The 11,966-nt window shown below is 68.5% G+C and carries 12 protein-coding genes; 5 read left to right on the top strand and 7 right to left on the bottom strand.

Annotated features, from left to right (window positions below; all coding sequences use genetic code 11):
- On the top strand, positions 1-453 hold the full coding sequence (locus ACWEBX_RS18690) for an N-acetyltransferase family protein (protein WP_451885929.1): 453 nt from the start codon (positions 1-3) through the stop codon (positions 451-453).
- 72 nt (positions 454-525) lie between these two features.
- Here ACWEBX_RS18690 and ACWEBX_RS18695 read toward each other — a convergent pair whose 3' ends face one another.
- Positions 526-1,911, bottom strand: coding sequence for a serine hydrolase domain-containing protein (locus tag ACWEBX_RS18695; RefSeq protein ID WP_451885930.1), 1,386 nt, complete (start codon positions 1,909-1,911; stop codon positions 526-528).
- Between the two features lie 71 nt (positions 1,912-1,982).
- Entirely contained in the window at positions 1,983-3,452 is a 1,470-nt protein-coding gene (gene dnaB, locus ACWEBX_RS18700) for a replicative DNA helicase (protein ID WP_361682930.1), read from the bottom strand.
- 459 nt (positions 3,453-3,911) lie between these two features.
- On the opposite strand from dnaB, the gene ACWEBX_RS18705 reads away from it, so the two are divergent.
- Entirely contained in the window at positions 3,912-5,249 is a 1,338-nt protein-coding gene (locus tag ACWEBX_RS18705; protein WP_451885931.1) for an MATE family efflux transporter, read from the top strand.
- 230 nt (positions 5,250-5,479) lie between these two features.
- On the opposite strand, the gene rplI is transcribed toward ACWEBX_RS18705, so the two are convergent.
- From rplI to rpsF, 4 genes are all read right to left on the bottom strand, one after another.
- Positions 5,480-5,926: a 50S ribosomal protein L9 gene (gene rplI / locus ACWEBX_RS18710; protein WP_328450525.1), complete on the bottom strand. Its 447-nt coding sequence runs from the start codon at positions 5,924-5,926 to the stop codon at positions 5,480-5,482.
- A gap of 18 nt (positions 5,927-5,944) precedes the next feature.
- Positions 5,945-6,181: a 30S ribosomal protein S18 gene (rpsR, locus tag ACWEBX_RS18715; RefSeq protein ID WP_003949403.1), complete on the bottom strand. Its 237-nt coding sequence runs from the start codon at positions 6,179-6,181 to the stop codon at positions 5,945-5,947.
- A gap of 57 nt (positions 6,182-6,238) precedes the next feature.
- Entirely contained in the window at positions 6,239-6,847 is a 609-nt protein-coding gene (locus ACWEBX_RS18720) for a single-stranded DNA-binding protein (RefSeq protein ID WP_451885932.1), read from the bottom strand.
- Positions 6,848-6,921: 74 nt separating this feature from the next.
- Positions 6,922-7,212, bottom strand: coding sequence for a 30S ribosomal protein S6 (gene rpsF / locus ACWEBX_RS18725; protein ID WP_037615007.1), 291 nt, complete (start codon positions 7,210-7,212; stop codon positions 6,922-6,924).
- Positions 7,213-7,501: 289 nt separating this feature from the next.
- Here rpsF and ACWEBX_RS18730 point away from each other — a divergent pair, with 289 nt between their 5' ends.
- From ACWEBX_RS18730 to ACWEBX_RS18740, 3 genes are all read left to right on the top strand, one after another.
- Entirely contained in the window at positions 7,502-7,813 is a 312-nt protein-coding gene (locus ACWEBX_RS18730; RefSeq protein WP_451885933.1) for a hypothetical protein, read from the top strand.
- A gap of 163 nt (positions 7,814-7,976) precedes the next feature.
- Positions 7,977-9,098 carry a lipid II:glycine glycyltransferase FemX gene (locus ACWEBX_RS18735; RefSeq protein ID WP_451885934.1) on the top strand — a complete coding sequence of 374 codons (1,122 nt, stop codon included), beginning with the start codon at positions 7,977-7,979 and terminating at the stop codon, positions 9,096-9,098.
- Positions 9,099-9,257: 159 nt separating this feature from the next.
- Positions 9,258-10,289 carry an alanine racemase gene (locus tag ACWEBX_RS18740; RefSeq protein WP_355760338.1) on the top strand — a complete coding sequence of 344 codons (1,032 nt, stop codon included), beginning with the start codon at positions 9,258-9,260 and terminating at the stop codon, positions 10,287-10,289.
- Between the two features lie 88 nt (positions 10,290-10,377).
- Here ACWEBX_RS18740 and ACWEBX_RS18745 read toward each other — a convergent pair whose 3' ends face one another.
- The gene (locus ACWEBX_RS18745; protein WP_451885935.1) at positions 10,378-11,883 is read right to left on the bottom strand and encodes a glycosyltransferase family 87 protein; all 1,506 of its coding nucleotides are present in this window, start codon (positions 11,881-11,883) and stop codon (positions 10,378-10,380) included.
- Positions 11,884-11,966: the final 83 nt, after the last annotated feature.

Raw genomic sequence — 11,966 nt, forward strand, 5'->3', positions numbered from 1 at the left:
ATGGCAGATCTTGAGATACGAGCCGCGGTCGCCGATGACGTGCCCGCCATCGTCGCGATGCTGGCCGACGACCCCCTGGGTGCCCAACGTGAATCGCCCGACGACCTGGGCCCCTACCTGGCCGCCCTGGAACGTCTGAGCCGCGACCCCAACCAACACCTGGTCGTCGCCGTCCGCGACGGCCGTATCGTCGGCACTCTGCAGCTCACGGTGATTCCCGGACTGGCCCGCAGAGGAGCCACGCGCTCCGTCATCGAGGCCGTGCGTATCCATTCCGCCGAGCGGGGCAGCGGTCTCGGGACGGAGCTCATCGAGTGGGCGGTCGAGGAATCCCGCCGCCAGGACTGCCAACTGGTCCAGCTCACCTCCGACGCCTCCCGCACCGAGGCCCACCGCTTCTACGAGCGGCTCGGCTTCGAGGCCTCACACGTCGGCTTCAAGCTGCCGCTCTGAGAGAAGCCGGCGGCCAACCCATGCGAGGCGGCCCGTTTCACGTGAAACGGGCCGCCTCGCATCTGGCGGCGCCTACCGAACTCCTCGCCAGCCTTCGGGGTCCACTCCACCGGGCACCGGGGCACCCTCGTCGTACGGCTGTCGCGTGAACACGAACGACCCGAGGTCCAGATGGCTCACGGTGCCGTCAGGCCGCCGTACGGGCCGCAGAAGCTCGCCCGCGTAGTAGCCGTCGAGCCCCGTCCACGTCCCGTCGCCGTTCGCCCGGAAGCGGGCTCCCCGGCCGATACCGGAGAGCGGGCCCAGCACCAGACCTCCACCGGCCGGGAGCCGCAGTCCGAATGCCTGAGTCCCCCAGTACCACTGGCCCGCCAACTCCAAGGCGCTCTGGTCCACTTCGGTCAGCGGCTGCCAGGGCTCGGGGATCCGCGGTTCCGCCTCGGCGACGATCCGCACCAGGTCGGCGGCGACGGCGAACACGGGCGGCCCCGAGGTGCAGTTGGAGAGCACCACCGCCGCCACGTCATCCTCCACGCTGATCACCAGTCCGGCGAGGAATCCCGGCAAGGACCCGGAATGCCCGACGAGGGTCCGGCCGCCACGGTGCACGATCTGCAGGGCGAGTCCGTACGAGGCCCCTGCCGCCAGTTCCGCGGTCTCGGGCGGAGCGGCGGGCGCGTGCATCTCCCTGACGGACTCCGCGCTCAGCACCCGGTCGTCACCGTGTGCGAGAAAGACGGCGAAGCGGGCCAAGTCCCCGGTGGTGGACCACAATTGTCCGGCCGGAGCCATCCGCCCGAGGTCCTCCGCGGGTTCGGGCATCATCGCGTCCGCCCAGGGGTGGACCGCCCATCCCCCCGCGTGCGGCGCCTGCGGGCGAGCGCTCGTACGGTGCAGGCCGAGCGGTTCGAGAATCTCGCGGCGCAGCACCTCCTCCCAGGGTGCGCCGCGCAACTCCTCGACCAGTGCCCCGAGCAGCGTGTAGCCGGGGTTCGAGTAGTGGTGCCGGCGTCCGACCGGGTGGCGGAAGGGCTGCTCGCCCAGTACGTCGGCCAGTTCGGGACGCAGGGAGCCGGATGTCCGCTCCCACCACGGCGACGGCGACTCGGCGGCCAGTCCTCCGGTGTGGGCGAGCAGTTGGGAGATGGTGACCTCCCCCGCGCCGGTGCCCGGCACATGCTTCTCCAGCGGGTCACCGAGGTCCAGGACACCCTCGTCGCGCAGCCGAAGCACCAGAACGGCGGTGAAGGTCTTGGTGATGGACCCGATCCGGTACTGCACGTTCTCGTCCGGGCCGTGACCGGCCACCGACGTCCGTGCTCCGTTCCACACCGCCTTCCCGCCCCGCACCACCGAGGCGACGAGTGACGGCGCCCGTCCTTCGCTCTGCGCTACGGCAATGCGGTGCAGCAGGGCCCGGCGCGTGCCGGGAAGCAGATCATCGTGGGATGTCGTCATGACACCAGTCCACCCGCCCGGGCCCCGGACGTCGAGCGGATTGAACGGAAGCCGCCCCGTGGGGCGGCGGATCAGGTCTGGGCCATGTCCACGAAGCGCGAGTAGTGACCCTGGAAGGCCACCGTGATCGTCGCCGTCGGGCCGTTACGGTGCTTGCCGACGATGATGTCCGCCTCACCGGCGCGCGGGGACTCCTTCTCGTACGCGTCCTCGCGGTGGAGCAGGATGACCATGTCCGCGTCCTGCTCGATCGATCCGGACTCACGCAGGTCGGAGACCATGGGCTTCTTGTCCGTACGCTGCTCGGGACCACGGTTGAGCTGGGACAGCGCGATCACCGGCAGTTCCAGCTCCTTGGCCAGCAGCTTCAGGTTTCGCGACATGTCGGAGACCTCCTGCTGGCGGCTCTCGGAACGCTTGCCGCCGGACTGCATGAGCTGGAGGTAGTCGATGACCACGAGCTTGAGATCGGCGCGCTGCTTGAGGCGGCGGCACTTGGCGCGGATCTCCATCATCGACAGGTTCGGGGAGTCGTCGATGTAGAGGGGAGCGGCCGAGACGTCCGGCATACGCCGGGCGAGCCTGGTCCAGTCCTCGTCGGTCATGGTGCCGGACCGCATGTGATGCAGTGCCACGCGCGCCTCGGCGGACAGCAGGCGCATCGCGATCTCGTTGCGGCCCATTTCGAGCGAGAAGATCACGCTGGGCATGTTGTGCTTGATCGAGCAGGCGCGGGCGAAGTCCAGGGCCAGCGTCGACTTACCCATGGCGGGACGGGCCGCGATGATGATCATCTGGCCGGGGTGCAGACCGTTGGTGAGCGAGTCGAGGTCGGTGAAGCCGGTCGGCACACCGGTCATCTCCCCCGAACGCGATCCGATCGCCTCGATCTCGTCGAGCGCGCCCTCCATGATGTCGCCGAGCGGCAGATAGTCCTCGGTGGTGCGCTGCTCGGTGACCGCGTAGATCTCGGCCTGGGCGCTGTTGACGATCTCGTCGACGTCGCCGTCGGCCGCGTACCCCATCTGTGTGATGCGCGTGCCGGCCTCGACCAGGCGGCGCAGGACCGCGCGCTCGTGCACGATCTCCGCGTAGTACTCGGCGTTGGCTGCGGTCGGGACCGTCTGCACCAGCGTGTGCAGGTACGGTGCTCCGCCGACCTTGGTGATCTCGCCGCGCTTGGTGAGCTCGGCCGCGACCGTGATGGGGTCGGCCGGCTCGCCCTTGGCGTACAGGTCGAGGATCGCTCCGTAGATGGTCTCGTGCGCCGGACGGTAGAAGTCGTGGCCCTTGAGCACTTCGACGACGTCGGCGATGGCGTCCTTCGACAGGAGCATGCCACCGAGGACGGACTGTTCGGCGTCGAGGTCCTGCGGCGGCACCCGCTCGAAGGACGAACCACCGCTCTCCCAGGACCCGTTGTCCCGGTCGTGCTGCTCGTCGCGGCCTCGGCCGCCGCTCCCGCGGCGACGGGACGAGGGCAGACGATCACTGGGTCCGCTGTCCGCCCAGGGGTCGTCCAAGGGCTCGGAAATAGTCACCGAGCCACCTCCTCCCGTCCGCAGAGCGGACCTAGCAGTGCCTTCAATTTCTACGGCACGGCACTGACAAGTGAGCGGCCCGACTCCGGATCTCGCGCGTCGGTTTTGCGTGCTTTCCGAGGACGGAGAGGAGAACGGGCGCCGCACCACGTTAGGCCCGCGGGCACCGTCAGCCAATCTGGTTATCCACAGGCCATGTGGACGACGGCCCCGATGCTGTGGAGAACTCCGCGAAACCTGTGCACGACCCGGTGGACAGCCCTGTGAACAAGCCCTCAGGGTTTCGAAAGAACGCCCTCTGACCTGGTGTTTTCCCGTCCACCGGCTGTGCAGAAGAAAAACTTCCCCAGCAGGATCAAGATCCCTTCGAACAGTGCGCCACACCACACCCCGCACGCCGCCGAGTAAGGGTCTTTCGGCTTTTGCATCTCTTACCTGTGGAAGATTAGATTGATGCCCATGACACAGGCTTCAACGGCACCCAGGACCGCCCGGCGCCGGCACGACCGCGAGATCGTCGCACTGGCCGTTCCGGCGTTCGGCGCACTCGTGGCCGAGCCTCTCTTCGTGCTGGCCGACAGTGCCATCGTCGGCCATCTCGGCACCGCGCAACTGGCCGGACTCGGCGTCGCCTCGGCCCTTCTCATGACAGCCGTCGGAGTCTTCGTCTTCCTCGCCTACGCCACGACCGCCGCGGTCGCCCGCCGGGTCGGGGCCGGTGATCTGCGGGCCGCGATCCGCCAGGGCATGGACGGCATCTGGCTCGCCCTGCTCATCGGCGTGGCGGTGATCGCCGTCGCCCTGCCCACGGCACCCTCCCTCATGGAATGGTTCGGTGCATCCGGCTCCGCCGCCCCGTACGCGACGACCTATCTGCGGATCTCGGTGCTCGGCATTCCCGCCATGCTGGTCGTGCTGGCAGCCACCGGCATCCTGCGTGGACTCCAGGACACGAGGACCCCGCTGTATGTCGCCGTCGGAGGGTTCGTGGCCAACGCCGCCCTCAACATCGTCCTCGTCTACGGAGTCGGCCTGGGCATCGCCGGGTCCGCCTGGGGAACGGTCATCGCCCAGTGCGGCATGGCCGCCGTCTATCTCCACGTCGTCCTCCGCGGAGCACGGAAGCACGGCGCGTCCCTGCGTCCGGACGCGGCCGGCATTCGAGCCTGCGCCCAGGCAGGCACCCCGCTGCTCGTCCGAACACTGTCGCTCCGGGCGATCCTCCTGATCGCCACGGCGGTCGCCGCCCGGCTCGGGGACGCCGATATGGCGGCCCATCAGATCATCCTGTCGCTATGGAGTCTGCTCGCCTTCGCGCTCGATGCCATCGCCATCGCGGGACAGGCCATCATCGGGCGTCATCTCGGTGCGGACGACGTTCACGGCGCCCGTGAGGCATGCCGCCGCATGCTGCGGTGGGGGCTCGTCACCGGGGTCGTCCTCGGTCTGCTGGTCATCGCCGCTCGCCCACTCCTCCTTCCGCTGTTCAGCGGCGACCCGGGCGTACAGGACGCGGCGCTGCCGGCCCTGGTGATGGTGGCCGTCTCCCAGCCGATCTGCGGGATCGTCTTCGTGCTGGACGGCGTGCTGATGGGCGCGGGGGACGGACCGCACCTGGCCTGGGCCATGCTGCTCACCCTTGCGGTGTTCGCCCCAGCCGCCCTGCTCGTGCCCGTCCTCGGCGGCGGACTGACCGCGCTCTGGGGGGCGATGACGCTGATGATGGCGGTGCGGATGCTGACCCTGTGGCGGCGCTCCCGCTCGGGCCGCTGGATCGTCACGGGCGCGACCCGCTGACGTACGCCGGACGTTCCAGGACCGCACACCCGCTGACGTACGCGGGTCGTTTCACGGGAAACACCTCGATGCACGCCGGACGTTTCACGGGAAACAAGGCGCCGGTTTCACGTGAAACGGCGGTCCCGGCATCCAGGGAGCGCCCACGCCCACCTCCACGCCTCCAGGACAAGCAGAAGGGCCGCACCCGAGGGTGCGGCCCTTCCTCTCAGCTATGCCGAGTGCTGCACTCAGGCAGCGACAACCTCGATGCTGACCTTCGCGGCAACCTCGGGGTGCAGACGCACGGACGTCTCGTGGGCGCCCAGGGTCTTGATGGGCGAGCCCAGCTCGATGCGGCGCTTGTCGACCTCGGGGCCACCGGAAGCCTTGATCGCCGAAGCGACGTCGGCCGGGGTGACGGAACCGAAGAGACGACCGGCGTCGCCGGAGCGGACGGCCAGACGGACCTTGACACCCTCGAGGCGGGCCTTGATCTCGTTGGCCTGCTCGATGGTCGCGATCTCGTGGATCTTGCGAGCACGACGGATCTGCTCGACGTCCTTCTCGCCACCCTTGGTCCAGCGGATCGCGAAGTTCCGCGGGATCAGGTAGTTGCGAGCGTAGCCGTCCTTGACGTCGACGACTTCGCCGGCGGCACCGAGGCCGGAGACCTCGTGGGTAAGGATGATCTTCATGTGTCGGTCACCCTTCCTTTATCGCGCGGTGGACGTGTAGGGCAGCAGCGCCATCTCACGGCTGTTCTTCACAGCCGTGGCGACGTCACGCTGGTGCTGCGTGCAGTTGCCGGTCACGCGGCGGGCACGGATCTTGCCGCGGTCGGAAATGAACTTCCGCAGCATGTTCGTGTCCTTGTAGTCCACGTACGTGACCTTGTCCTTGCAGAACGCGCAGACCTTCTTCTTCGGCTTGCGCACAGGCGGCTTCGCCATGGTGTATCTCCTGTGTGATCAAGAAGTGGGAGTACGGCCCACCCCAGGCCCTGAGGCCTAGAAGGGGGGCTCGTCCGAGTAGCCGCCGCCGGAACCGCCGGAACCGCCGGAGGAGCTTCCGCCCCAGCCGCCGCCTCCGCCACCGCCGCCGCCCTGGTTGCCACCGGCGGGAGCGCCGGTCGCCCAGGGGTCGTCGGCCGGAGCGCCGCCGCCCTGCGGAGCGCCGCCGGAGCTTCCGCCCCAGCCGCCGCCCTGCTGGCCGCCGCCACTGCCGCCGCCGTAACCGCCCTGACCGCCGCGACCCGTGGTCTTGGTGACCTTGGCCGTGGCGCTCTTCAGGCTGGCGCCGACTTCCTCTACGTCCAGTTCGTAGACCGTGCGCTTGACGCCCTCACGGTCCTCGTAGGACCGCTGCTTCAGCCGGCCCTGCACGATGACGCGCATGCCTCGCTGGAGCGACTCGGCGACGTTCTCCGCCGCCTGACGCCAGACCGAGCAGGTCAGGAACAGGCTCTCGCCGTCCTTCCACTCATTGGTCTGACGGTCGAAGGTGCGGGGGGTGGACGCGACACGGAACTTCGCGACCGCCGCACCGGAAGGGGTGAAGCGCAGCTCGGGGTCGTCGACAAGATTGCCGACGACCGTGATGACGGTCTCGCCTGCCATGGGGGAACCTCTCGGCGGGTTTGCTGCTGGCTGCTGGTGCTACTCGATGCCCGAGATCAGCTGAGCTGGAGAGCTCAGTGGGTCTCGGGACGGAGGACCTTGGTCCGGAGGACCGACTCGTTCAGGTTCATCTGGCGGTCGAGCTCCTTGACGACCGCAGGCTCTGCCTGCAGGTCGATGACCGAGTAGATGCCCTCGGGCTTCTTCTTGATCTCGTACGAGAGACGACGACGGCCCCAGGTGTCGACCTTTTCGACCTTTCCGGCGCCCTCACGGACGACGGAGAGGAAGTTCTCGATCAGGGGGGCGACAGCGCGCTCCTCCAGATCGGGGTCGAGGATGACCATCACTTCGTAGTGACGCATGTGGAACCCACCTCCTTTGGACTCAGCGGCCACGGTCGTTCCGTGGCAGGAGGGTTGTGATGCGTACGCAACGGTATCGGCCGCCACTGACAATCGGGTCTCCGATCGGCGAACCGAGCGGTGATCCCTGCCGTGTGACCTGGCTTTGAGCCTGGGCAGACACCGGTGCAGAGGGTACAGACTACCTGCACACCTGCTTCCGGTTGAAATCCGACCGGGTTGGCCGTCAATCTGTACACATCGGGTGTGTATGGCGCTACGATGCGCCGCCTTCCGCAGGAGGTGCCTTATGGCACAGACAATGCGTCCCAGTACCACCGGCTCACTCTTCGCCACGGACAGCAAGCCTCATCCGCTCCAGGACACCCTGCTCGTGGTGACCCTGGCGCTCGGAGTCCTGGCCTTCGTCACGTCGATGTTCCACAGCCTCCATCTGCTCAGCTCGTGGGCCGGTCTGATCGGGATCCTTGCCGGCGCCTACGGCCAGTTCATCTCCGAGACGACCCGGGAACGGTTCGGACTGATCGTCGGACTCGGCCTCTCGGGGGTCGGCTTCTACCTCGGTCTGGCCCACGGCGGCCTCTTCGGCGGCGTGATCTGAGCCGAACGTCCGTTTTTCCCTGACCTCGGGGCGCTTCGCATCGCGCCCCCGGGGTTCAGGTCCCATACGGCCATTCGGGGCGCTCGCAGGGCGCAGTAGGCTTCGGCGCGAGAGCCGGAGCCCTTGTACCCATGGGGACACACCAGCCCGAGGAGCCCCCCGAATGAGCCTGACCCTGAGGACCATCAGCCGAGAGCAGCATCTGGCATACATCCAGAGCCTGCCCGCGGCCAGCCACATGCAGGTCCCCGCATGGGCGGACGTCAAGGCCGAGTGGCGCTCCGAGAGCCTCGGATGGTTCGACGAGAAGAGCGGCCAGATGGTCGGCGCGGGTCTGGTGCTGTACCGCCAGCTTCCCAAGATCAAGCGCTATCTCGCCTACCTGCCTGAGGGTCCGGTCATCAACTGGTTCGCGCCGAACCTCGACGGCTGGCTGCAGCCGATGCTCGCGCACCTCAAGCAGCAGGGCGCCTTCTCCGTGAAGATGGGCCCTCCGGTGATCATCCGGCGTTGGGAGGCCACGTCCATCAAGGGCGGCATCCAGAACCCGGACGTGAAGCGCCTGCGCGACATCGAGGCCGACTTCATCGAGCCGCGCGCCTTCGAGGTCGCCGACAAGCTGCGCCGCATGGGCTGGCAGCAGGGCGAGGACGGCGGTGCCGGCTTCGGCGACGTCCAGCCCCGCTACGTCTTCCAGGTGCCGCTGGCCAACCGTTCCCTCGAAGAGGTCCACAGGAACTTCAACCAGCTCTGGCGCCGCAACATCAAGAAGGCCGAGAAGGCCGGCGTCGAGGTCGTCCAGGGCGGTTACCAGGACCTGGAGGAGTGGCAGCGGCTCTACGAGATCACCGCGACCCGTGACCACTTCCGGCCGCGCCCGCTCTCGTACTTCCAGCGCATGTGGACGGCCCTCAACACCGAGGACCCCAACCGCATGCGGCTCTACTTCGCCCGGCACAACGGAGTGAACCTTTCGGCGGCGACGATGCTGGTCGTCGGCGGACACGTCTGGTACTCCTACGGGGCCTCGGACAACATCGGGCGCGAGGTGCGGCCCTCGAACGCGATGCAGTGGCGCATGCTGCGCGACTCGTACGCCCTGGGCGCCACGGTCTACGACCTGCGCGGCATCTCCGACTCGCTGGACGAGACCGATCACCTCTTCGGTCTGATCCAGTTCAAGGTGGGTACGGGCGGCGAGGCGGCCGAGTACCTCGGCGAGTGGGACTTCCCGCTCAACAAGCTGCTCCACAAGGCTCTCGACATGTACATGTCTCGCCGCTGAGCCGTCCGGAAAGCCGCCTCCGGGCCGCCGATCCGCCCCGAATCTCGTCCCGGGCCGCCCAACCGGCCCGGGACAGCCCCATCGGCCCGGCGAATCAGCGACAATTCGTTTTCATACCTCTGATACACCGCAGCCACGAGAAAGGTTCCGGGACCGGCCATGGCGCTCACGCTCTACGTCGACACCGCGCGCTGGCGGGCACACCACAAGCAGGTGTCCGAGCAGTTCCCGGGGCTCGTCCCCGTCTGCAAGGGCAACGGCTACGGCTTCGGCCACGAACGGCTCGCGGACGAGGCCACCCGCCTGGGCTCGGACATCCTCGCCGTCGGCACCACGTACGAGGCCGCCCGGATCAAGGACTGGTTCGGCGGCGATCTGCTGGTTCTGACGCCGTTCAGGCGCGGCGAGGAGCCCGTGCCGCTGCCCGACCGCGTCATCCGCTCCGTGTCGTCCATCGACGGCGTGTACGGCCTCGTGGGCGCCCGTGTCGTCATCGAGGTGATGTCCTCGATGAAGCGGCACGGTGTGAGCGAGGACGATCTGCCGCATCTGCACTCCGCCATCGAGAACGTCCGGCTGGAGGGCTTCGCGATCCACCTGCCGCTGGACCGCACCGACGGCTCGGACGCCGTCGAGGAGGTCATCGGCTGGATGGACCGCCTCCGCGCGGCCCGGCTGCCCCTGCACACGATGTTCGTCAGCCACCTCAAGGCCGAGGAACTCGCACGGCTCCAGCGGCAGTTCCCGCAGACCCACTTCCGCGCCCGCATCGGGACGCGGCTGTGGCTGGGGGACCACGAGGCCACGGAGTACCGCGGAGCCGTCCTGGACGTCACCCGCGTCTCCAAGGGCGACCGTTTCGGCTACCGGCAGCAGAAGGCCGCTTCGGACGGCTGGCTCGTGGTCGTGGCGGGCGGTACGTCGCACGGCGTGGGCCTGGAGGCCCCCAAGGCCCTGCACGGCGTCATGCCGCGCGCCAAGGGCGTCGCGCGCGCCGGCCTCGCGACGGTCAACCGGAACCTTTCTCCGTTCGTCTGGGCGGGCAAGCAGCGCTGGTTCGCCGAGCCGCCGCACATGCAGGTCTCGATCCTCTTCGTGCCGCACGACGCCACGGAGCCGAAGGTCGGCGACGAGCTGGTGGCCCATCTGCGGCACACCACCACGCAGTTCGACCGCGTCGTCGAGCGCTGACCCGGATCCGGCGCACTCCGGACCGACGAAAGGCCGTACACGGACACCGTGTACGGCCTTTCGCGTGACCCTGCCGCGGCGTGTTCGCTCAGAGCGAACGGTCTCCGGGTGCCGGGTCCTCGGGCCAGTCACCGTGGGGGACCGCGTCGAAGTGCGCCGCGTGCCGCGGCGGATGTGCGGCCGGGCCGAGGACGAAGACGTCCTCCGCACCGTCGAGGATCCCGCCGGACGGGTCGTCGTCGCCGGCACGGCGCACCACGTCGTGCTCCGGCATGAAGATGTCCCGTACGACCACGGCGCACAGGTACAGCGTCCCCAGCAGATGGACGGCGATGGCGACCTGGTAGCCGTCCGTCGGCAGACCCTTGTGGGCTTCGCCGCTGGTCGTGTACGCGAGGTACATCCAGATACCGAGGAAGTACCCGACCTCGCACGCCTGCCAGACCAGGAAGTCCCGCCAGCGCGGCCGGGCCAGCACCGCGAGCGGGACCAGCCAGAGCACGTACTGGGGCGAATAGACCTTGTTCGTGAGGATGAAGGCCGCGACGATCAGGAACGCGAGCTGGGCGAAGCGGGGGCGGCGGGGAGCGGCGAGCGTGAGGGCGCTCAGCGCCCCACAGATGATCACCATCAGGACCAGCGCCCAGGCGTTGGCCGTGTCGGGCGTGATCGCGATCTTCAGCCACTGCGAGACGAACAGGAAGACCGAACCGAAGTCGACGCCGCGGTCGTGGCTGAAGCTGTAGAACTTCGCCCATCCCTCGGGCGCGAGGTACATGACGGGCAGGTTCACCGCCAGCCAGGCGCCCACGGCGCCGAGCAGCGCCGTACCGAACTCACGCCATCTGCCGGTGCGCCAGCACAGCAGGAAGAGCGGCCCGAGGAGCAGGAACGGGTAGAACTTGGCGGCCGTGGCGAGCCCGATCAGGACTCCGAAGGCCAGGACGCGTCCGCGGGACCACATGAGCATCGCGGCGGCCAGCAGGGCCACGGCGAGGAGATCCCAGTTGATCGTGGCCGTGAGCGCGAAGGCGGGCGCCAGGGCGACCATGAGGCCGTCCCAGGGGCGACGGCGGTGGGTGCGCGCGGTGCATACGGCGATGACGGCCGCGCACACCATCAGCATCCCCGCGTTGACCATCCAGTAGATCTGTTCCTGGTGCTGGATGCTCCCGCCGCCCGGCGTGAGCCACGCCGCGACCTCCATGAACACACCGGTCAGCACCGGGTATTCGAGGTAGTCCATGTCGCCGGGGATCTTGTCGAAGTACGGCACGAGTCCGTCGGCGAAACCCCGTCCCTGGTAGAGGTGCGGGATGTCCGAGTAGCACGCGTGCGTGTACTGCGAGCTGGCGCCGAAGAACCAGCCGCCGTCGTAGCACGGCATCTTCTGCACCATGCCGAGGGCGAACATGCCGATCATCACCAGCGCGACCACCCGTACGGGCGTCCACCAGGACGTCCCGAGCAGGGCCCGCCGCCCGATGGGGCCGCCGATCAGCTCACTGCCGCCGGCGGCGACCTCGTCATCCCTGGTCGGCCGCACCGGCTCCGGCTCGTGAACGCTCGCTCGCGTCGTCTCTGCACCTGGCATGCCGCACATCCTGCCGTACGTGTCTGAGAAGGGAAGCAGGGACGACCCCTGAAACAGCTTCGCGCGTGCGCCCCGAGGGGGCG

The organism is Streptomyces sp. NPDC005070, from assembly GCF_053600395.1.

Coding starts and splice junctions, on each gene's coding strand:
- ACWEBX_RS18705 (WP_451885931.1), top strand. CDS start 3,912: ATGACACAGGCTTCAACGGCACCCAGGACCGCCCGGCGCCGGCACGAC.
- rpsR (WP_003949403.1), bottom strand. CDS start 6,181: ATGGCGAAGCCGCCTGTGCGCAAGCCGAAGAAGAAGGTCTGCGCGTTC.
- ACWEBX_RS18735 (WP_451885934.1), top strand. CDS start 7,977: ATGAGCCTGACCCTGAGGACCATCAGCCGAGAGCAGCATCTGGCATAC.
- rplI (WP_328450525.1), bottom strand. CDS start 5,926: ATGAAGATCATCCTTACCCACGAGGTCTCCGGCCTCGGTGCCGCCGGC.
- ACWEBX_RS18720 (WP_451885932.1), bottom strand. CDS start 6,847: ATGGCAGGCGAGACCGTCATCACGGTCGTCGGCAATCTTGTCGACGAC.
- ACWEBX_RS18730 (WP_451885933.1), top strand. CDS start 7,502: ATGGCACAGACAATGCGTCCCAGTACCACCGGCTCACTCTTCGCCACG.
- ACWEBX_RS18740 (WP_355760338.1), top strand. CDS start 9,258: ATGGCGCTCACGCTCTACGTCGACACCGCGCGCTGGCGGGCACACCAC.
- ACWEBX_RS18695 (WP_451885930.1), bottom strand. CDS start 1,911: ATGACGACATCCCACGATGATCTGCTTCCCGGCACGCGCCGGGCCCTG.
- ACWEBX_RS18745 (WP_451885935.1), bottom strand. CDS start 11,883: ATGCCAGGTGCAGAGACGACGCGAGCGAGCGTTCACGAGCCGGAGCCG.
- ACWEBX_RS18690 (WP_451885929.1), top strand. CDS start 1: ATGGCAGATCTTGAGATACGAGCCGCGGTCGCCGATGACGTGCCCGCC.
- rpsF (WP_037615007.1), bottom strand. CDS start 7,212: ATGCGTCACTACGAAGTGATGGTCATCCTCGACCCCGATCTGGAGGAG.